This is a genomic window from Haloferula helveola, assembly GCF_037076345.1.
GTDB classification, from domain to species: domain Bacteria; phylum Verrucomicrobiota; class Verrucomicrobiia; order Verrucomicrobiales; family Akkermansiaceae; genus Haloferula; species Haloferula helveola.
The window spans coordinates 3,305,377-3,324,865 of sequence record NZ_AP024702.1 but is presented as its reverse complement, the minus strand read 5'-3'; the positions used below and the strand labels follow the sequence as shown (position 1 = coordinate 3,324,865).

The following is a 19,489-nucleotide window of genomic DNA, read 5'->3' as shown; positions in this document are numbered from 1 at the left end:
GGAACTCGGTCGGCTACAAGAGCTTTTCAACATTGGAATGGCGGGATTGCGGAGGCGTCCCTTAACGTCATTCCATGGGAGATTTGCTGACCCAAATCCAGAACGAGGCCGTGGACGGAGAGTCGGATCTGAGCTCGCTGCTCCGGAAGTGCAGGGTTCTCGCGCAGCGAATCGACAACGCTGCGCTGAAGGAATGGGTTAACCATGAGCTGAACGGCTATTCGGATGCCGAGGCACTACCTGCCTACCGTATCATCGGAACGCCCTGCGTGAACGGTCACTACTTCGGATCGTTCAGCAGCGAGATTCGGAATGTGCCAATCCCAAGAACCGCAGTTGATGAGCGCGTCCGGGATCATGTTTTCACGCTGCCACTGCTCCCGGGGGTGCGCGTCCTGGAAGAACAAGCCGATTCGGCAACGGATGGCTACATCACCTTCCGGATTGCACCCGAAGCATGTGGTTTCGTTCACGATCCATCGATTGCCCCTGGCTTTCACCTCGGGGCAATGCAAAAGATTCTGTCCGTGTCGGCGCTCGAAGGTGTCCTCGACAGCGTTCGCAACCGCATTCTGAACTTCACATTGGAGCTTGAGTCAGAGGCCGACCAAACTGGAGATCCTCTCGTCGACTTGAGGGAGAGAAAAGCGGGAACGGTCGACCGGATATTCCACACCCACATTCAGGGCGATGTGGAGAACTTCGCGGCAGGCAGTTCCGGATTCTCCCAGCAATCGGTGTCGGTTCCGCAGGCGGGACGTGGAGAACTGATTGATGCACTGACCGACCTCGGATTGGACCCGGGTGAAATCGGAAAGCTGATCGACGCCGTCGAATCGGAGGCTCCCAAAAGCGACGGAACATTCGGCCCACGAGTCTCGGGGCTCATGGGACGGGCGTTTGCAAGTGCGGGTGAAGGTCTCCTTAAAGTGCCCGCAGCTGTGGCGGGTGAGCTCCTCACCGCGGCGCTCAAAGGTTACTACGGCATTGCTTCCTGAGACTCAGGATTGATACGCCTAACTTCTTCGGAGGTTCGGGCAACGGCACAGATAGCCTCCGCCTCCTTTACCTTGTTCCCGGAGCCGGGCGGCTTGCCAAGTCGGGTCCGAAGGCTTGCCCCATGGCGGGCGACGCCCACTCCTTCGCCCCCGAGCGCTCGGGCTGGTTCCTCTGCTTCGAAAGCCTGACCAATGCTTCGAACTCGCGCAACTGCCTGCGTTGAAGCCGGTCAAGATCCTGCTTCCTCTCCCTCGTCATTGCTGCGAGTGACTCTTCGATCCTTTGCGTCGAGCGCTCTTGCCGGTCCTCCAGCTCCCGAAGCTCCTGCCTGAGCTTTCGGTCCGAACGGAAAAGTGCGAAGCCGATCCTGCGCACAAGTCCCGGGCAATGGAGCTGGTCCCGCAATCGTCCGATCGCCTCCGTCTTCTCGGCCATCCGATGGTAGACCATGAGGTCACTTCGGGCACCCTCGATCCTCCGGTCGTGACTTTCCTCCAGAGCTCCGCGTTGCTTGCGGTGTTCCCGTTTTTGGCGGGTCATCCGGTCGGCAATCGCCTTCTCTCGTGCCCTGCGTTCCTCATCCCGTTGTCGCTCATCGGCCTCGATACCCGCTTTGATCACTTCCGGCGTCGGAAGCGACGTCGGATCGATATCCGCCATCCGATCCCTGAACACCTGCTCACGGAACTCCCCTCCCATAGCCGCCTTCAGATCGCGGATCGGATTGGAAGACTTGCCGTACGGATCGACCACCACGAGACGCTTGCGTCCGCGAGTCAAACGATAGCCCTTGGATTCGAGTTCCCGCACGAATCCTTCTCCGGTCCGGCTGCCGGTCCAGGCCTCCACGAGAACGGGATTGGCGTATCGCGTCTTCCCGCCTTGCCGGCGCTTGCGGTGGTTCTCCTCCCGTTGGGGGCAGTAGCTGGTCCCTTCCTTTTTCTGATACTCCCGCGCCCAATCCTGGAGCTTGCGCTTCGAGCGATACAGATTGGCGGCCATGCCGGTGACCGGATGGATGCGGTTGACGATGACATGGACGTGGGGTTGCGGCTCGTCCCGGTGGGCGACGATTACCGCCTCGTGTTCGGCCAATCCGAGCTTGTCGATCGAGGTCCGGGCAGCTTCGAGCATCGTCTCCTTGTCCGGAGTCTGTTCCGGATGCCACGAGAGCGAGTAGGAGATCACAGGCTTGGCGACCCGGTCACCGGTTCGCGACCGGCCTGCCGCGGATTTCAACCGGGCGGCATGTTGGGCCGTGTAGGCCATGACCTTCCAAGCCTTCTCGATCCTGTCGGTCATCAGGTTGAGCGTGTGTGTCCACGCGACCCTGGCCGTGGTCCGCGCCCGCTTGTCATGGGCGTAGTAGAGGAACGCTCCGTGGAAGGAGCTGCCCTCGGCGGCGAGACGCGGGACCATCAGTCCGCCTCCTTCCCGATGGCCTCGTCCATCAGGGCGTCGATGCGCCGGCAGAGCGCCTCGACCCGCGGCTGGATGCGCCCGAAGATGTGCGCGTTCTTGGTCAGCTGGTTCAGGTTGTGGCCGATGTGGTAGAGCTGGCGGACGAGGGCCGGGTCATGCGAAGCGGTGGCCTCGATGACAAGGCGCTCGACCCGTGAGAGCGTGAGCGCGCGGGCCAGTTCGCCGACCGACATGTCGACCGTTTCCGCCTCGCGGGCGAGACGGATGTGGTCGGCCTCGGTGAGGCGGAAGCGGACGATGCGGGTCAAGCGCCGCTCGTCGGGTGTTCTGGGGCGGGCCATGCTTACACCTCCCGATACGAACGGGAGGAAGGAAGCAACCGGCGGAGGCCGGTCACGGGCGCGGCACGCGCCACCTGCGGAGGGATGCAACGGGAAGCGCAGCGCCTCCCTTGCCAAGATGGAGGCCGAAGGCCGGGTTTGTGTGCCACACAAACCCATCTTGCTATCCGGCGAAACGAGCATCGCGAGCAGGTTGGCGCCAACGGGCGCAAATGGGGACGCAGTGACAACCGGACACGGTTCATGGGCACTCCTTTCGTTGGTGCAAGTGGGGACCATCCCGCGTCAGCGGGAAGTCATCGGGCAGCAGCGGCCGTGCTGCCGTTTCAGAACGGGGCGAGGCGGGCGATCTCCGCCATCGTGTATTGCCGACCCGGTTCACAGGGATACGGATCCGGCTCGTCGATGCCCTCGTCGGCGAGGAGTTGGATCGGGGACCGGACCCGGACGCCCAGGCGGAAGCCGGACTTCTCACGCTCGATCGCAGCGGCCGCATTGACCAGGCGGAGGTCGAGCGTGAGGAAGACATCGAGGCTGCTCCGTTTCGCCGTCCAGACGTAGAAGGCGTCGGGAAGGTTCTCGTCACTCCTCAACCTTCGGGCCATCGCCCGGAACCAGTCGAGACCGGCGAAGCTCTCGCATTCGAAGGGCGAGAGACCCCGCGTCTGCCGGTCCGCCACGATCCTGCCGGCCGCCTCGGGCCCGAGCTGGCAAAGCCATCGGAAAAAGGAAATCTGGGAAGTCCGCGAGTGCCCCGACAGACGGTCCTTCTTTCCGCCCTTGCGGATGAACTCGCCGAGTTCGGCCCGGACGAACTTGCCCCGCTCGATCGGGTTGGGCACCATGCCGATGGTACAGCCCGCGAGGGCATCGATCGGTTTGCCCCCGAGGCGGTCCCGGAAGCTTTCGGACTTCAGTTCAATGGATGAGAAGGCCTCGACCTTCCGTTCGCGGATCAGCCGGCCGACCGTGAAGATCGCTTCCAACTCGGCTTCGAAGCCCGGGTTGGGATACGGCGGCAAGCGCTCGGCCACGAGCAGCTTGTGAGGGTAAAATCCGCTCTGCGGATGAGGCACGGGGACCCGGGTCCAGTGCATCCGGGACCGGTGCGTGACGATCCCGTTGTCGAGGAGGATCCGTGTCGGTTGGGAACAAGATTGCCTGTCATTCATGCCGCGTCCTCCCTGTTCCCGGATGAGGCTTCCCGATGCTTGAGCTGCTCTTCCCAATCGGCAAGATCGCGGAAGAGGGAGTTCAAACTTTCTCCGCCGGGGCGCGCCATTTCACCGAACGACCCGCAGATCGCGGTCAAAGCCTTGAAAAGCGGGGCCACTTCGGGAGTTCGAAATCCCTCAACCCGGCAAAATCGAAGCCCCTTCGGAAATGCGAGTTTCAGCACCGTCCGACGGTCATCGAACCGTCCGCTGTCCCACAGCTTCCGGGGGTTCGAAAGGAATGCGAGAGCGAGTTCGAACATTTCGGTGAAGGGCACCTTGGGGCCACCTTGTTCCCGCAGCTTCTCCTCGGCGGCAAGCGCCGATGCTTCAAGCTCGCTGATCCGGGCCTCGCAGGCCTTGGCGACCGAAGGACTGGTCGAATCCATGAGCCTTTCCACAAGGCCCCCGATCTTCTTCCGTGCGGTGCGAATGTCGGAGCGCAATGCCTCGCGCTCCTCCTCGCATCGGACGAGACGTTCGTCCCATGCTTTCCTGAAACGCTCGGATACCAGATTGACCATCGGGACCGTCGGAGTGAGACGGTCGAGGATCGTGACGAAATCGCATTCGATCCGTTCCCGCGGGATCGACTTCCGGCGGTCCGGACACTTCCGGGCGTGACACAGGTAATATGCGTACCTCCTCGTATTCCCCTTTGACCAGCAAGCGGTCAGTGGAGTGCCGCACGAGTGGCAGAGCACCGCACCGCGGAGTGGGAAGTCCTCATTGAGATCCTTCCTGCGCGGCGTGTAGGCGACGATCCGCAGCCGTTCCTGAATGCGCATGAAAGTCCCGATGCTGATGATCGGCTCGTGATGACCCTTGCGGCGCGTGACCTTCCAGCGCGGTGCCTCGACCATCCCCGCGTAAATCGGGCGCGTGAGGAGCTCGACGACCCGCTGGTGGCGGATCGAGCCGTCGGGCAGGTCCTTCGGGTAAGCGGGGCGGGACTCGAGGAATCGCTTCACCTCGACCTGGGTGCCGAAGCGCCCGGACGCGAAGCCCTCAAGGGCTTCCGCGATGATCGATGCCTCGGGCTCGTCGCGGACAAGCACCTTGCCCTGACCAGGCTTCGGTTCGTAGCGATAGCCGACCGGAGCTTGGAAGCACCAGTAGCCGTTGAGAATGCGGGCGCGCATCCGGTTCCTGGTCTGCTCGGCGTTCTTCTGCTGCTGGTGCTGCGAGACGCTGGCGAGGAGGTTCTCGACAAGGATCGAGTCGCTGTCCTCGCCGAATTCGATCGACGGGCTCTCCAGTCTCCCTCCCGCCTCATCGATCGCGGACCGCAGCCGCAGGTGGGCGTCAAGGTTGCGGGCCAGCCGCGAAACGTCGTCGATCACGACCACCGGGCGCCGGGCGCGGTTGGCGTCGAGCCATGCGAGCATCGCCTGCATTCCCGGCCGGTCGATCAGGCTTCCCGAAAGGTCGTCGGTGAAAACCTGAATGACGGCGTAGCCTTTCATCCGGGCGAAGTCGCGGCAACGCGTCTCCTGAGACCGCAGGCCGTCGCCGCGTTTGGTTTGGGCGGTGCTCGATACCCGGGCGTAGATCGCCGCAGGCGCCGGAACCGCCATCGTTGTTGAAGTCATCCTTCATCTCCTTTCCGGTCCGCTCCGGCCGGAACGGACCATTGGTGGGTTTGAGTCGAGGATACCACGGATCGGGTCGGAAACCGGCGCTCCGTACCGGTTCCCGAGACTTGTCCACAGCAATCCGTCCGATCGAAGGCGAGATCGACGAAGTGCACGACCACCCGGTCAATCGCATCGAGCAGCCCGCGGCGCTCCCTTTCCGGGAGCCCCGACAGTGCCAAGGGGCAGCGGTTTGGTGGTCCTTCCGCCTCGGGCGGCTTCGCTTCCGCCATGGCTCAAGGCTCCAGTTTGAGAATGTGGTCGACGGCCTTCTGGGCATGACCCGCGGCCTCGACAATCCAGCGGCGGTTGTTGCCGTCCTTGAGGACCTGGAGCCACGACTGGATGTAGGAGGCCGAATTGCCGTGATCATCGATCACGATTCCGGCATGGGCACAGAGGTAGGCAGCGCCAATCTCGGCAACGAGCTCCTCCCTGCCGTAGACCGTCTTGTCGGACATCGAGATGCCGCGGTTGTCGAGCAGGGTTTTGCGGGCAAGCCGTTTGGCCGCGCCGGTCGAGTGGACCATTTCGTGGAACAGGCTCTTGTAGAACCGTTCGCCACTCTCGAAGCAGCTCCTGTCGGGGATGTCGATGGCATCCTCCTCAGGATCGTAGCAGGTTCGTGCCAGGCGCCCCTCGTGGATTGCCGGAGGGTTGGGCATCCTCGTCACGATCGCCTTGGCGGCATCGGTCCGCTCATCCGCCGAGCGGGGCGGTAGCTCCGGCTGGGGAAACTCGATTCCGTCGATCTGGCAGGAATTGAAGACCGTGTAGTGGCGCAGGAACTTGCGTTGCTCCTCAACACCGTCACCGGGATCCTTGTTGTAGGTCCCGAACTTGACGACGAGATAGCCTTTCTCACCCCGGCGGACCTGTCCGCCGCGCTCCTGCGCCTGCTTGTAGGTGAGGAACCACGGCGAAACGTAGCCCGCCATGGCGAGCAACATCACGTTGATGCCGCGGTAGGGTTTGGCCGACTGGAAGTTCTTCGGGAAACCGATCGTGGCGATGTGCGGCGAATGCCACGGCACGACGCCTTCCTCCAGTCTTTCGATGATGCGTTGGGTGACGCGTTCGTGAACGCTCCGGAGGCTTTCCTCCGGACGGGATTGTTGGGATTGACTCATTCATGACTCCTGTTGGTAGGTGGTTGATGGATACGCAGTGACCGGCGGATCAGCGCCGGGACGGCCGGAAGCCGCGACGGGCGTGCCCGAAGAGCCGCTCGCCGATGCGGTCGAGGTCGACGCGATGTTCGTCGGCCAACCGCACGTCAGCGACCGAGACGACCATGAGGCCGCATTCGTCCCACGCCCGGCGTTGCAGTTCGTGGATCTCGTCGGCGGATTCCGGCGCGATGTCGCTGGCCCCGGTCAGGGCCGACCAGTAGAGGCGGAGGTAGTGCTTCATGCCTCACCTCGCGAGATGCGGGTTTCGGTCTCGATCTTCGCCTTTTCCTCGCGGATGGCGCGCAGCCAGTTCTCGCGAGACCGGGCACGCTTCGTTGCCTCCTCGGCGCTTCTGAGCAGGATGTTGATCGCCGGCAGCGGGAGCCTCAAGAGGTCACGTGCCGGCAGTTCTTCGACTTGGTCGAGTTCGGGGTGGTCCATGGGAATGTCCTTTCGTTGGTTTGATGAAGGAAGAATGCATGAACCCGGTTGGTGAGCGCCCGGTGGTGGGTGGGTGACAGGATGAGACGTGGAAGGTGAGCGGGCTCGGAGATCTCCGCGAAGGGCCACCGGGAGGAGGGCGGCCGTTCCGTCATGCTCCCGCATTCCTCGCCCGAACGGAGGCCCGTAGCGGATCTCCGCCGATCGGCAGCCATCACCCTCCTCGCACCGGTCACACCCCATTGACTCGGACCACCCATTCGTCCTATCCAGCCCCTTCCACTGATTCTCCGCTGCGTTTCGAACCAACGATAAGAAAAAGGAGTTACATCGTGTCCCTGGAGTTTCCCGAAAGACTGTTTCATACCCTCAACGATCTGGAACGCCGATGGTCGGCGGACCGCTCGGATATCCGGCAATGGCTGATCGGCAGCCAACTGACGGCTGCCGTCTGGCTGCCGGTCATGACCGTGATCGACGCCTCATCCACCCCGGCCTTCGAACATTGGGAGGGCTACATCCGGTTCTCCGGACCGCAGTGCCGGAGACTGTTCCGGAACGGATGGATCCCGCTGCGGGAATTCATCCCCTTCGAAGGCGAGAGGAACTTCCGGCTTCCCGAAGTCAAAGACGACGTGATCGTCGATCTCGACGAGCTGGTAGTCCTCGAAACCGAACGGCGACGGTTCGAGAGACTTTTCCCGGGAATCACGAGACTTCGCAAAAAGGTTGCTCCCGAGACTGCCGCTGCCGGCGGACAGGTTGATTTCGATCCAGGCTATCGTTCCGTCCGGATCGCCGGGCGCACGCACCGGTTCGGACCGATTCAGGCAGGTGTGATCGCCCTACTGGCCGAGGCAACCGCCCGTGGCGAACCGTGGCAAAGCGGCAAGGCTCTGCTTCGGGATGCCGGATCGGAGTGTTTCTCGATGTCGAACCTCTTCAAGCGGCACCCCGCGTGGCGCGAGGTCATCGAGTCGGACCGGAGAGGCTTCTACAGGTTGAGTCCGGCTGTGCCGGTTGCACCCTCATCTCTCGCCGATCGGGCTTGAGCGGATCGGACGGAAAGCTAGTGTCGGGGCGTCGAGTGATTTCCGACGCCCCCTCGAACCGATTGCACTTTTCGGCAGAAATCCGAATCCCATCTCAGACGCACCCATGGCAGAAGTCACTCTATACGACCCTAGCGGTGAGCCAGTGGTCTACATCGATGTTGACGACGATCACACGATCTACACTTGGGGAGGAACTCCAGTGGCCTACCTTTCAGATGAGCACATATACGGCTTCAACGGGAAGCATCTGGGTTGGTTCCAAGACGGCATTGTCTGGGATCATGATGGCAATCGAGCCGGCTATTTGGCCCAGACTTTGCCCGTCTACGCGGCCTATGAGCCCTACAAATCGTACAAGAGCTACAAGCCTTACAGAAGCTACCAGGAGTATGCGCCCTACCAACCATACAAATTGCATTCTGAGTCGAGGATTCCTTTGCTCCAGTTCATGAGCCAAGGCGCCTCCTGAAGCGGGCCTGGGTCCAAGCGTGAAGTGCATCACCAGTTGCCAGCACGCCCCGTTGATCCACCCTTCGGAATTCGTGACGCTCCCAAGAGCAGCTTTGTGTCCCGACTGGAGTGCCGAAGCTCCCATGCGGGGCGAATTCGAGAAGGCTCCCTAATTCGATGCCGTGAGCTTTTTCGCCGCGAGAATCAAGCGGTCGAACTGTTTCGTAGCAGAGCGATAACTGCTGAAGACAAGGTAACCTCGTCGCGGAGGTTGGGTGCACGAGGTGTTCTCCGGCGAGTAGTACCAGAAGATCTGTTGGAGTTCCGCACAGAACGATTCGAGCTCCCGGTCGAAGCGGATTCCGGCTTCGGGAGGCAGGTTTATGTCGTTGATTGCCCTGTCGATGTGTTCCGCTGTCGGCCACCCGCTTCTGAGGAATGCCTCCAACTCGGAAGGAGCGATGAGATCCGGGGGAGGCTCTCCACCACCAGAGGTTCGTTGGAAGGTCTCAACGGTCGTCAGCCAGAGATCTACCGATTGCTCGAACACCGGAGTTGCCACTTCAAGATACTCACCCAGCGAACCGAAGCGTACCTCGCCCGGCAAAGGCTTGGCTTTCGGCCACATGAAGTCACGCGAGTCCTTGTTGTCCGGGTCCAGCAGCGTTTCCCGGAGGGCGCTGTAGAGATCGTCCAATTCCTCGTGGGATTTCGCCCATCGCGCCCGGCCCGCCATCAGTCTGGTCATTCGACCGACACGACCCGCATTGAACCCTGCCAGCTCGAACGCCTTCAGCATCGAGTAGAAACGGAGATCGGGCGGCTGCTTGCCTCCGACCTTCTGGCGCACCCAAAGAACTTCGTAGGCACCGATCAGTCCCACCCCATAGCCGAAGGGAATGGCCCAGCCAATTAGCAGCGGAGGCATCAACAGCGACTTGAGAGTCGCCGTGGTGAAGTAGGCCGCCGGATTGGCGAAGACATCAATCGACACGAAGATCAGCAAGGCGAACCCGACGAGAGATGCCAAGCCCTGCAGAGGTTGTCGGAGGATTGCAAAGCGATCCTCCCCCTCTGCGATCGCCATTGAAACCCCGATGATCGCCATAGAGGGAATCAGCAGGAGTTCGCCAAGCAAGGGAAGTGCCCGCAGATTCGCGTAGAACACAATCAACGCCGACAACTTCAGTTGGTCAGAGACCACTGATCGGAACGCATCATTCGGATCCTCCTTGCCCAGCCCTCGAAATGCGATGGCAGTTCCCGGCAACAACGCCCACAAGACCGTCTCCTTCATCAGCGAGACCTCCCAGAATCCGACGTGAGACAGGAGGGCTACCCCGAGGCTGATCCAAGCCCATCCCAGCAATGCGGTGGAGGCGAGTTTCCACTTCAGCGCTTGCCGGCCGACGGATTGGAGCGAGCGCCTCACCGACTTGTAGCGCCACATCATGACCAGAATGAAAACGGCGACGCATATCAGCATCGCGGTCTCCCTATTGCTCAACTCGAAGTTCATCCCGAATGGAGCGATTGTTCACAGAATCCGGAATTCCGCCATTACAGGGCCCTCCGCGCTTTGGAGTGCGGCCCAAGCAGCCTGAAGGAAGCCGGGCGACCCGAAGATTTTCGATTTTGTTCCGTTTGCCGGTGCCCCGGCATTCGTCCTTGAATGTGAAACTATGAACAACTCAACCATTCCCCAGCAGCGCCAGCCCGGTCCCGAAGTCCGTCAACCGCGCCAAGCCGAGGTGCCGGCGCAGTCGGCAACCGAGCGAAAGATGGTCTCCCGGATTCAGGACAGCATCGACGATTACGGTCGCTATTCGAACAAGCTGAAGGATCTGAGCCTCGGCTACGCCGCGGGCAAGGGCATCAGCGAGCAGGAGGCCAAACAGGAGATCGGAAAACTGTTCGAGCGTGATCTGGGAATGAGCCTCAAATCCTACCTTGAGCAGCACCGGCTGGAGCGGGGACTTGAGGTTGACCGCAACGAGGGAAGAGGCGGACGCTGAGCTGCGATGAGCCAAGCCGCCCCACCCGAGGCCGCCTCGCACCATCCCTCGTTCGACGAGAAGATGGAGATGGTCGAGCGGTCCATCGAAGCCCACGGTTCGTATTTGCTGAACTTCCTGCACTCGCTGACGCGGAACCGGCAGGACGCCGAGAATCTGCACAGCGACCTCTGGGTGTATGTGCTGCACCGTTTCAGCCCGGACCGGATCGGAGACATCGCCGCGCTGCGCCGCAAGGCCCGGCATCTGTTCATCGACCACTACAGGAAGCTGCGTCGTGATCCGCTGGCATTCGTCGAGGATACACCCGAATCCGGATCGGGCAGCGGTATCTCCGAACCTTTCACCGAGCGTGAGCAGGCGGAGTTCAGGAGGCGGTTCTTCACCGAGTTTCCCGTTTGCCTTCCGCCGGAACACGAGGAAGCGCTCTGGCTCCACGCATGGTGCGGTCACACCTTCCAGGAAGTTGCCGGCATCATGGGCAAGCCCGCAAGCACGGTCGGTGACTGGATTGCAGGGGCGCGGCAAGCATTCGCCGACCATCTGAACTCAACCCGGCAACAGACGTCATGAAAAAGCAACGAACCGAATTCAAACCCGAGGAAGTCGACGGGCTGGTCCGCGACTATGCCAAGCCGGTTCCCCCGGCTCACCGCATCGCGCTCATCGAGCGGCTGCGTGGCGAGAGGGAACGCTTCGAGGCCAACCTGCGCGAGCAGTCCGGTCAGCGGCCCGGGCGTGGAGGCAGGTGACGCCTGCGTCCATCTCCGTCAGGCAGCCGGGAGGAGCCCCGCTTCGAGGAGCTTCTTCCGGCGTTCGGCCGCCAGTGTTTCCATCAGATCGATCAGCTCGAGCTGCTCGTCCAATTCGAAGTCGGGCATCGGGAGGATCACGCCCCCCAGCAGCATGGCGATCGCTCCGACCGCGCCTCCGGCGCCCTCGCGTTCCATCTGTGCGAAAGCTTCCGCCGCAATCCACTCGGCCCTCGCCGTCAACTCCATCACGTGCTTCTCAAGCTTGATTTCCTCATCCCGCATTCCCAATCTCCTCTGCCAAATCTAACTTCTTATCGTAGCACGTTCTTCGTTCGGAATGCAAGACATCGAGCCCATCAAGCCCCGCTTCGACGAAGCCGCGCGCGAAATTGAGGAGATCCGGATCCGGCGGCGGATCGACGAGATGAACCGGCCCCTGGTAAAACGGGCCTACGAGCGGCTTGAGAAGCGGGAGAAGGCAAAGCTGGAAGACCTCGGCAAGGATCTCGACAGGAACCGTGACCGCGAGGTCAAGGAGCTGGCAAGGGAAGCTCTCGACCGGAGGGTCAAGGAAGCCTCCAACGCTCCGAAACCAAAGTGGGCACCGGGCCCTTCCCGCGACGAACTGAACAAGGCCGCGCGGCGGGATGCCGAGGCCGAATACGCCCGGAAAGTTCAGACCGAGCTCGCGAGAGCGCGTGAGAAAGCCGACGAAGAGCGTCGCAAGTTTCTCGCCAGGATCGAAGGCGACAAGAGCCACAAGGAGGCATTCAACGACATCGCCAGCCGTCGTCACCTTCGGGAAAATTTCAGGGAAGCCTCCGAAGGCCGCGGCAGATGAGTGTCATCCGCGACCCGCGCGTCCATAGCTGGCCCGGAGTCAGCCGACGGGGGAAAAAGATCGTCCTCTCGACGAAGGTGCTGCCGACGTGGCGCCTGGAGACTCTCACCAAGTTTCTGTTCGACCCACTCGTCGGCATCTGGAAGCTATTGGTTCTTGTCGCGGTCGTTGATTTCGGACTGGCAATGCTCAGTGAGGGGGACTCGCCCATCCTCACTCCGGTTTTCCGAAAGCTCTTGGGGAAGGATGACTACGCGCACTCCGGATTGTATGCCATCCTCCTGCTCCTGAGGCTCGTCTGGTTTTACGAAACACGGTCGGGGCGGAATCTGACGCGGATTCTGTTCGGCAGGCGCCTGAGGGTCGTCAAATCCGAAACCGAACTGAAAGCGGGCGGATGGGTTCCCGAAATCAGGGTGGAACTCGATCATACCCTGAGCTTCGCAATCCAGCCCCTCGACAAGGCCGAAAACGAAATCCAGAAGGAGGGCCAGCAGCTGATGCTCGTCATCGACGACTCGCGGAGCGTGAAGCTGACCTCCATCCACGGGATGGCACGAGCCCGCAAGGTGGTCGAGAACGCCAACATGCTGTTGCAGCTCGGGCCGGCGGGAGGTAGCCCGGCCGACCTCGATCTCGATCCATCGAGGGCCTGACGCACGACGGGACCTTCAGACCCGCCATTGGTCGTACCGTCCGGCGAAGAACTCGTGCTGGTCGTAGTTGGCGCGTTGGAGAATGTACGGCCGCCTGCCCGGAATGCAGACCAGCTGGCGGTTGAAACGGTCGTCCCGGGCGAAGTAGCGGCGCACTTCCTCGGGAGTCATGAGGTTCTGCACATGGTTGCGATAGCTCTTGGCACTGGCACCCTTGCTTCGTGACTCGATCGAATTGGCTCCGCGCTCTTCCAAGCGGATCGTCGTGCTCCCCAGATACTTGCTCACCCACTCGGAGGTGAAGTAATCGACGTTGCCGAAGAACTGGAGCACGCCGCTGTTGCCCATGAACGTCTCGAAGCGATCCCCATAGAGCGCTTTCAGCTGTCCGAGGTCCTGCAGCACCGACGTGATCCTCAGGCCCAGCCCCGCCATCTGGCCGATGGCACTTTCCAACTCCTTCATCGTCCCCAGCACGGGCATTTCGTCGAGGAGCATCTGGACCGCGTGCTCCGGCCGCGCGTGGGAGCGTTCGATGGCGGCGAGCGTCATGTTGACGAAGAGCCGGAGCCACTGGCGGCAGGTCGCCATGCGCGTCGCAGGCAGCACCATATACACAGTCGTCGGCTTCTTCTTGAGATCGGCCAGCGAGAATCCGTCCGCACCGAGCGACGCGTGCATCGAGTCGTAGTCGAGGAACTTCAGATTCTTGCGGGCGTTGGACAGCACCGAGCCCCGTTCGTTGTCCCCCATGTCGACAAGCGCCTGGGCCGCAGCGGCCACCCGGTTGTCCGGCCCGCCTTCCTCCTCCATCTCTTCGAACAAAAGTTTGAGTGGCCCTTGCTTGCCGGCGATCAACTCCCCGACCGTCACCAGCGAGCGTTCGTCCTCGAAATACTCCCCACAGGCGACGTGCAGGATCACCCCCTCGATGAAGGCCTTCGCGGTTTCGTCCCAATGGGAGTCCTTGCTGTCCTGAGGAACGATCAGGGCATCCGCGATGAGACCCGCATCCTCGACAAGTGTCGGACTGAGCGGGTCAAGCATCGCCAGCGGATTGAAGCCGGTCCGATAGGGCGCGCAGTGCCCGGGTGTGACATGGAAGGGATCCAGCACGTGGACGTCCTGCCCGAGGGTCTCCGCGCGGAAGCGCGCCGTGACCGCCGCGTTCTCGCCTTTGACATCGAGAACAACCATCGAGCCCGCGTAGGTGAGGAGTTCAGGGATGAGCACGCAACGTCCCTTTCCGGACCTTGATCCGGCGACGAGCATGCGGTGACGGTCGTCCCGGCTTCCGACCAAAGTTCCGCCACGCGTGACCGGTTCCACCCGCCCGTCGAGGCGGGGTTCCAGCTTGGTTGTGCCCCCGATAACGCCGAGAAAGTTGTCCCCCGCCCGGTCCGTGAATCCGGACTGCGCCAGACGTTCGGGATCCTCGAAATAGTTCCTGTCCGAATAGCTCTCGCCGTGACGCCGCCCTTCTTCGCCGCGCAGCAGGTCGCCGAGGATCGGGTCACCGGGGGCCGGCTCTTTTCCGGGTTTCCTGCCTCTGAACGCGTCGAGCATCGCGGGATGCAACCGGTTGCGATCGGGGATGTCAAACGCGGCAGCAAGGTGGCATGGGAGGAATTCCTGACTTCGGTATTTGCCACCCCCGAATTGGTGCCATAGTGGTTCTAACGGGTTCTGTTAGTTGCCGGAAGCCTCGAAGACCTGAACCGGATTCTCCGCATGGATAAGGGATGTCTGCTTGTCGTCGCCATCATCGGCATTCTCGCGCTTGTGGGCTTCGTCCATAAGAAGTCCCATGAGAGAGGGCTCATCGAGGGTGCGAGGAGGGCGGACGCCGCGAAGTACATGGAAGGATACAGTGACGGATACGACAGCGGGGTAGAAGTCGGACGCCGGCAGGGCGTCAAAGCCGGTGATGAGGCTGGCTATCAGCGAGGGCACTCTGAGGGGTATGCGAGCGGTCACCACGAGGGAACCCTTAGCGCCGTCAGAGGGTTCCTGGCCGACCGGCAATTTCTCTTCCTCTGCATGCTGGTCGTCTTTCTGATAGCGCTGCTGTTGCTTTGGCTCCTCTTTCACAAGGCCCCGTGGCCGACACGCGATTGGTTGCGGGCCAAAGTCAGGGGGCTCAATTTGGAGAACGAATGCCGGTATCTGAACAAGCAGATGCAACAGGAGACCCGAAATGCCGCGAGGGAGTGCGCCATCGAGGTGCGCGAGCAGTTCCTCGCCGGTGTCCGGGAACTTCAGCAATCCGTCCGACTGGAACACGAGAGGATCATCGAGTTCGATGGCTTCCTCGACCGTCAGACCCGCCGTACCTCAAGTCTCGAGCGATCGGTCGCAAGGGATCCATTCACCGAGTCGGTGTGGGAGTCCCCGGTCGGGGCGGGGTTCATGGCAAGGGTGATGGAGACGCCCGAGGCCAGGTCGGCTCGCGAACGTGCCGCGGCATTCGGCCTCAGGGCCGATTGGCAACTTCCGCAGCAGCCCGGAAGCGAAGCGCGGCCAAGTCACGCTCCTGAGGCTGCGCCCCGTGATGACGTTTCATCGTGGATTGCAGACGAGGCCCGCAGGCTCTGGGACGGCATCGTGGAAGGTGTTCCGGAGAACGACAACAGTCCTTCCGGCACTGCTGGAAAACCCGAACCCCGACATCCCGATCTCCCCGCCGAGCCCGGTCGGGACCCTTTCTTCAGAATTCACCCGACCTGAGCAGACGCACACCACCAACAACCATGACCGAACCACTTGAGCCACGGCATTCGCCCTCCCTACGCCCTCAACCGAAGCGTGATCTTCCTTCCCGACCTTCGGACGAGATCGCACTGTCTTCCCACTCGTCGTACAAGCAGATCGAGAGGGGTATCGAGGGTGCTGCGGTGAGCTGGCTGGACTTCGCTCACCGGGTGAAGGCGGCGAGCATGGGCGGGGCCGCGAAGAGGGACATCCTCAGGGAGAAGCTCAGGGAGTCGGTCGAGGCGGCCAAGGAGCTGTCCGAAGCTTCGATCAAGGATACCCAGAACAAGATCAGGGCGTTGCTTGAAGTCAGCCTGCTTGAGGTCTACACCCGGACACAGGATCAGATCCAGCTCACCTACGAGTCCGCCTTGGAGAACATCTTCCGGAAGATCGAGGAGACCAACGGCAGTGATCGCCCCCCGGAGATGAAAAAACTGCTTCTCCAGCGCTACTACGCCGACATCGAAGCTCTGAACAAGGAGGTCTCGCGGCTTACGCAGTAGGTTGCCTTGGATGCCAACTCCTGTTAGAATGACAGGGAAGTAGACAAAGAAGGAGATGAGAGATTCCGGACAACGAGGACTTCCGCAAACGACTCCCCTCCATCCAGCAATCGAGGAGCAGGATATCGGACATTCTCGCCGAGGCCGAGAGGTCGACCGCTGAAGCGATCCGGGAAATCGAACAGAGTGATCGTCCGGAAGCCATGAAGGCGATGCTTGTGAAGAGCAGAACGGAGGCGCTCGAAAAGATCAGGCTCAAGGCAGCAGCGGCCCTTACGCCCGAAGGCCCAGCCTAGCGGAAGACGAATACGGTCGGCACCAGAGGCGAAAGCCTTCGCCCTAATCGCCCAATCCGACCGGGACGCACAGGGGAACTTTGTGGCCTAACAGGTGGGGGCTGCGACGCGCAACAGGAACCTTTTTGTTGCTTTTCGCCAATATTGCGGCACAGACCGTCATTTTTGCGATTTGCACGGGATTCTGCTTTCATCTCGGCAAAAAAATTGCAACGTTTCAAACGACGCCCCGCAAAGCTCGAAGCCGTAACCATGCCTGAAGAACATGATGAAAACACCTATAGCATACCAGCCTCTACTGCGAGATGAGGTTGAAACCGTACGGAGGAACCAGATCAGCATCCGCGAGCACCGGCTTACGCTGGGCCTGACCCGCAGGCGCATCCTGCAATCTGCCGATGCTCGGATCGTTGTGAAGAATACGCGCCGCCACGGTCCCTCCGACCAGCAGTTCGGAACCTTGGTTCTTAGCGAAGCCGATTTCCGTCGCTACGCGCCTTCTTGGATCAATCCGTTCAACGAGCTGTTTGAAATCCGCCGGTGGGCGATCGCGAGATTCGGCGGGACAGTCAGCGTTGAACGCTCGGGGCGGCGCTACCTTGTGGAGCTGAGCTGATCTCGGCCAAGTCACCTGCGGCGGCGGCCTGCAGCAAAACGTAGACGCGTCTGAGCGCCTCCCTCCGAGCAGCGGTATCCTTACCAGGGATCAGCTCCTCGACGGCGTCCGCACCAAGCTTCCCGGCCAGAAATGCCGGAAAATGCTCCTCACGGATCCTTGAGAATCCCCGGACCCTCCCGTCAGAGGCGACGATGAAGGACTCGTAGTCGCCTGTCGGCAGCGGTTGGCTCCGTCCGGCATCTCCCCCATCCACCGAATAGGTGTAGATCAGATACTGGGAGTAGGCCTCGGAATAGACGGCGTTCATCGCCCGGGCCCTCCCTTCCAGAGCAAAGCTCGCTTGGATCTGGGTACCGGGTTTGGCTGGGCGGAACCGGGAGCGCAGCAACTGGGCGATCTCATCGTCAGCCTCGCTTTCGTGAGCCTTGGCGGCACGTAGCCACTTGGACACCACTTCGCGTCCCCGCGTGTCGGGATTCTGTCCTTCGGTGGCGCCCGGTGGGCCTGCCGGAAATCCATGCTCCAAATTCAGGAACTCCTGATAGTTAAGATCCATTAAAGGTTCTTGTAGCGGGATTCGTGGTTCAGTGTCAATCCGATTGGGGTGATGATTTTTGCGCTTCATGTCTAAGAATTGCATATCCAACCAGAAAGAGGGAGCGAAACTGGTGCAATTTTTGGAAATATTCTGAAATTGTATTGCAATTGCTTCCAGTCTTTTGCATGTTCCCGACCCCTCGCGCGGCCGGTGGCGACTGTTCGAGGGAACCAGCCAACTTTCACAAGTTTCAATCAGCTTATCGGGTGCAGCTCCGGACAACAGGCAACTGCGTGGCAACACGCGGGCTCTGTGTGCCGTGGGGGCTGCATCGGAAGGCGACGGAGGTATACAAATGAGCTCACAAATCCCGGAAGCCCGGAGTCTCAAGTCCCACATTCGGGAGAAAATGCTATCGGTGGGGATTCCGACCCAAGATGCCTTGGCGGCGCGTCTCGACATGAGTCCGAGCAGCCTGTCCCGCAAGCTGCAGGCCCTTATCGAGGGAAGAAATTCGAAGGGCGGATTCGCCCAGCATCTGGCGGCCGCGCTGGAAATGGAAGTGGATGAACTGCTGACGCCACGAGCGCCCAAGCGCGCGAAGGGCAAATCGCGTCTGCCCGCCGCCCTTGAGGAATTGGTCGAATCGTCATTCGAGCAGGGGCACTCGCTGAAGCGTTCGGTGATTCCGGGCGTTGCCGAGGTTCTCCGTGAACTCGACGGCAGCGACACGGTGATCCTGATATTTTCCGAGCTGCCTGATGAGCTCGCGCACGCCGACCCCGAGTTCCTGAAGGCGCTGATCGAGGCTATGGATCGGGGCATAAGGATCCACTTCGTGGTTCCGGCTCCCGTGAGGGATATCGCTAACGAGCGGCGCGAGATCTCCCTACCTCTGGATAGCTGCTGGAGAGCGGAGATCGGGTGCTCATCCGAGCGACTGAAACCTCACGTCGAGCAATTCATCGACTTCCTGCACATGCACATGGAAGCCGCGGGTCGCGCCGGGCGCGCCGGGAAGGCCCAACTTTGGGAGCTCCCGAGTCATCACCAAGTCTTTAACGCCTTGGGCAAAACCATCTGCGTCCACACGCGAGAATCCTACTTCGCTTTTCAGGAATGTGCCGCGGGATCGGTTTGGGCGGCAGACGACGTGAGGTTCCTGATCTCGCTGCCCCAGCGTCGGGCGCAGGATCTGATCGGGCAACTCCGTCTTCAGCTCGCGATCATGGCTTCGAAGCTCGGCCACTCCCTCGAGGATTGGCAGATACCATCTTACTCCGGCCCCCCGAGATGGGTCATGGAGAATGTCGCGGACCTACGGGACCGCAGCATGCACCGGCCAGTTCTGATCGACTCCGGAATACATAGCCGCGGCGGATGGTCAGGAATGATCCACTCCGCCCCGGCTTAAGATGAGGCCGGGACACTCCGGCAAGACTTCCTTAGAGCCGGTTCCAGAGCCATTTCGAGCCGGAAGCGGAAAACCCGGTCCAAGCACCTTCGCCAGTGAGCCCCACGACGAGAAGCTCGTCATTGTCATCAACATGGGCCTGCAGGGCTTCCAGAATGACTTTCGCCGGTCCCGGGTGGCGGATGATCCACGTGGAATCCAAGTTGTGCCACCAAACCCCGTCGGCCAACTCCTTAATCGCCTCGATCAGTTCCTTGTAGTCCTTCCCCGGAGCGTTCAGATCGTAACCGATCAGGTAGCTTTGTTTGGGTGCCTCTGACATGCTCCCAGCCTGAAGGAGCGAGCGAGCATGGGGAAGCCTGATACTGAG

The 19,489-nt window shown here is 61.3% G+C and carries 24 protein-coding genes; 12 read left to right on the top strand and 12 right to left on the bottom strand.

Going from position 1 to position 19,489, the window contains the following annotated elements:
- Positions 1 to 74: 74 nt before the first annotated feature.
- Positions 75 to 998: a hypothetical protein gene (locus HAHE_RS12550; RefSeq protein ID WP_338684917.1), complete on the top strand. Its 924-nt coding sequence runs from the start codon at positions 75 to 77 to the stop codon at positions 996 to 998.
- Between the two features lie 67 nt (positions 999 to 1,065).
- On the opposite strand, the gene HAHE_RS12545 is transcribed toward HAHE_RS12550, so the two are convergent.
- The 7 genes from HAHE_RS12545 to HAHE_RS12515 all read right to left on the bottom strand — a co-directional run bounded on the left by HAHE_RS12545 (position 1,066) and on the right by HAHE_RS12515 (position 7,223).
- Positions 1,066 to 2,418 (bottom strand): relaxase/mobilization nuclease domain-containing protein, encoded by a 1,353-nt coding sequence (locus HAHE_RS12545; RefSeq protein ID WP_338684916.1) that lies wholly within the window; start codon positions 2,416 to 2,418, stop codon positions 1,066 to 1,068.
- Complete coding sequence (locus HAHE_RS12540) at positions 2,418 to 2,762, bottom strand: plasmid mobilization protein (RefSeq protein WP_338684915.1); 345 nt, start codon at positions 2,760 to 2,762, stop codon at positions 2,418 to 2,420. Before HAHE_RS12540 ends, HAHE_RS12545 begins: the two co-directional genes overlap by 1 nt.
- 326 nt (positions 2,763 to 3,088) lie before the next feature.
- The gene (locus HAHE_RS12535; RefSeq protein WP_338684914.1) at positions 3,089 to 3,934 is read right to left on the bottom strand and encodes a hypothetical protein; all 846 of its coding nucleotides are present in this window, start codon (positions 3,932 to 3,934) and stop codon (positions 3,089 to 3,091) included.
- Positions 3,931 to 5,568, bottom strand: a complete 1,638-nt coding sequence (locus tag HAHE_RS12530) for a recombinase family protein (RefSeq protein WP_338684913.1) — start codon at positions 5,566 to 5,568, stop codon at positions 3,931 to 3,933. Before HAHE_RS12530 ends, HAHE_RS12535 begins: the two co-directional genes overlap by 4 nt.
- Positions 5,569 to 5,846: 278 nt before the next feature.
- Positions 5,847 to 6,740 carry an ArdC family protein gene (locus tag HAHE_RS12525; RefSeq protein ID WP_338684911.1) on the bottom strand — a complete coding sequence of 298 codons (894 nt, stop codon included), beginning with the start codon at positions 6,738 to 6,740 and terminating at the stop codon, positions 5,847 to 5,849.
- A gap of 49 nt (positions 6,741 to 6,789) precedes the next feature.
- Positions 6,790 to 7,023 carry a hypothetical protein gene (locus HAHE_RS12520; protein WP_338684910.1) on the bottom strand — a complete coding sequence of 78 codons (234 nt, stop codon included), beginning with the start codon at positions 7,021 to 7,023 and terminating at the stop codon, positions 6,790 to 6,792.
- The gene (locus HAHE_RS12515) at positions 7,020 to 7,223 is read right to left on the bottom strand and encodes a hypothetical protein (RefSeq protein ID WP_338684909.1); all 204 of its coding nucleotides are present in this window, start codon (positions 7,221 to 7,223) and stop codon (positions 7,020 to 7,022) included. Before HAHE_RS12515 ends, HAHE_RS12520 begins: the two co-directional genes overlap by 4 nt.
- 332 nt (positions 7,224 to 7,555) lie before the next feature.
- Here HAHE_RS12515 and HAHE_RS12510 point away from each other — a divergent pair, with 332 nt between their 5' ends.
- On the top strand, positions 7,556 to 8,275 hold the full coding sequence (locus HAHE_RS12510) for a hypothetical protein (RefSeq protein WP_338684908.1): 720 nt from the start codon (positions 7,556 to 7,558) through the stop codon (positions 8,273 to 8,275).
- Between the two features lie 106 nt (positions 8,276 to 8,381).
- Positions 8,382 to 8,747, top strand: a complete 366-nt coding sequence (locus HAHE_RS12505) for a 4-fold beta flower protein (protein ID WP_338684906.1) — start codon at positions 8,382 to 8,384, stop codon at positions 8,745 to 8,747.
- A 150-nt stretch (positions 8,748 to 8,897) separates the two neighbouring features.
- Here HAHE_RS12505 and HAHE_RS12500 read toward each other — a convergent pair whose 3' ends face one another.
- A complete protein-coding gene (locus HAHE_RS12500) occupies positions 8,898 to 10,247 on the bottom strand; it encodes a hypothetical protein (RefSeq protein ID WP_338684904.1) in 1,350 nt (449 codons plus the stop codon).
- A 163-nt stretch (positions 10,248 to 10,410) separates the two neighbouring features.
- Between HAHE_RS12500 and HAHE_RS12495 the strand changes: the two genes are divergently transcribed.
- The 3 genes from HAHE_RS12495 to HAHE_RS12485 are packed head-to-tail and all read left to right on the top strand — an operon-like array spanning position 10,411 to position 11,495.
- On the top strand, positions 10,411 to 10,743 hold the full coding sequence (locus HAHE_RS12495) for a hypothetical protein (protein WP_338684902.1): 333 nt from the start codon (positions 10,411 to 10,413) through the stop codon (positions 10,741 to 10,743).
- A 6-nt stretch (positions 10,744 to 10,749) separates the two neighbouring features.
- Positions 10,750 to 11,316, top strand: coding sequence for an RNA polymerase sigma factor (locus tag HAHE_RS12490; RefSeq protein WP_338684900.1), 567 nt, complete (start codon positions 10,750 to 10,752; stop codon positions 11,314 to 11,316).
- Positions 11,313 to 11,495, top strand: coding sequence for a hypothetical protein (locus tag HAHE_RS12485; RefSeq protein ID WP_338684899.1), 183 nt, complete (start codon positions 11,313 to 11,315; stop codon positions 11,493 to 11,495). The genes HAHE_RS12490 and HAHE_RS12485 overlap by 4 nt, the downstream gene beginning before the upstream one ends.
- An 18-nt stretch (positions 11,496 to 11,513) precedes the next feature.
- Here HAHE_RS12485 and HAHE_RS12480 read toward each other — a convergent pair whose 3' ends face one another.
- Positions 11,514 to 11,780, bottom strand: coding sequence for a hypothetical protein (locus HAHE_RS12480; RefSeq protein ID WP_338684897.1), 267 nt, complete (start codon positions 11,778 to 11,780; stop codon positions 11,514 to 11,516).
- 55 nt (positions 11,781 to 11,835) lie between these two features.
- Here HAHE_RS12480 and HAHE_RS12475 point away from each other — a divergent pair, with 55 nt between their 5' ends.
- Together HAHE_RS12475 and HAHE_RS12470 are read left to right on the top strand one after the other, a co-directional pair.
- Positions 11,836 to 12,339: a hypothetical protein gene (locus HAHE_RS12475; RefSeq protein WP_338684895.1), complete on the top strand. Its 504-nt coding sequence runs from the start codon at positions 11,836 to 11,838 to the stop codon at positions 12,337 to 12,339.
- On the top strand, positions 12,336 to 12,995 hold the full coding sequence (locus HAHE_RS12470) for a hypothetical protein (protein WP_338684893.1): 660 nt from the start codon (positions 12,336 to 12,338) through the stop codon (positions 12,993 to 12,995). The genes HAHE_RS12475 and HAHE_RS12470 overlap by 4 nt, the downstream gene beginning before the upstream one ends.
- A 15-nt stretch (positions 12,996 to 13,010) precedes the next feature.
- Here HAHE_RS12470 and HAHE_RS12465 read toward each other — a convergent pair whose 3' ends face one another.
- The gene (locus HAHE_RS12465; RefSeq protein ID WP_338684891.1) at positions 13,011 to 14,561 is read right to left on the bottom strand and encodes a type IV secretory system conjugative DNA transfer family protein; all 1,551 of its coding nucleotides are present in this window, start codon (positions 14,559 to 14,561) and stop codon (positions 13,011 to 13,013) included.
- A gap of 165 nt (positions 14,562 to 14,726) precedes the next feature.
- On the opposite strand from HAHE_RS12465, the gene HAHE_RS12460 reads away from it, so the two are divergent.
- The 3 genes from HAHE_RS12460 (at position 14,727) to HAHE_RS12450 (ending at position 17,164) form a co-directional block, all read left to right on the top strand.
- A complete protein-coding gene (locus HAHE_RS12460) occupies positions 14,727 to 15,722 on the top strand; it encodes a hypothetical protein (RefSeq protein ID WP_338684889.1) in 996 nt (331 codons plus the stop codon).
- A 23-nt stretch (positions 15,723 to 15,745) separates the two neighbouring features.
- Positions 15,746 to 16,252 (top strand): hypothetical protein, encoded by a 507-nt coding sequence (locus HAHE_RS12455; RefSeq protein ID WP_338684888.1) that lies wholly within the window; start codon positions 15,746 to 15,748, stop codon positions 16,250 to 16,252.
- 561 nt (positions 16,253 to 16,813) lie between these two features.
- Entirely contained in the window at positions 16,814 to 17,164 is a 351-nt protein-coding gene (locus HAHE_RS12450) for a hypothetical protein (RefSeq protein WP_338684886.1), read from the top strand.
- Here the strand turns inward: HAHE_RS12450 and HAHE_RS12445 are convergent.
- Positions 17,118 to 17,723, bottom strand: coding sequence for a hypothetical protein (locus HAHE_RS12445; protein WP_338684884.1), 606 nt, complete (start codon positions 17,721 to 17,723; stop codon positions 17,118 to 17,120). The two genes, HAHE_RS12450 and HAHE_RS12445, sit on opposite strands and share 47 nt — an antisense overlap.
- A 337-nt stretch (positions 17,724 to 18,060) precedes the next feature.
- Between HAHE_RS12445 and HAHE_RS12440 the strand changes: the two genes are divergently transcribed.
- Positions 18,061 to 19,119 (top strand): helix-turn-helix transcriptional regulator, encoded by a 1,059-nt coding sequence (locus HAHE_RS12440; protein ID WP_338684882.1) that lies wholly within the window; start codon positions 18,061 to 18,063, stop codon positions 19,117 to 19,119.
- Positions 19,120 to 19,150: 31 nt separating this feature from the next.
- Here HAHE_RS12440 and HAHE_RS12435 read toward each other — a convergent pair whose 3' ends face one another.
- Positions 19,151 to 19,441 (bottom strand): hypothetical protein, encoded by a 291-nt coding sequence (locus HAHE_RS12435; protein ID WP_338684880.1) that lies wholly within the window; start codon positions 19,439 to 19,441, stop codon positions 19,151 to 19,153.
- Positions 19,442 to 19,489: the final 48 nt, after the last annotated feature.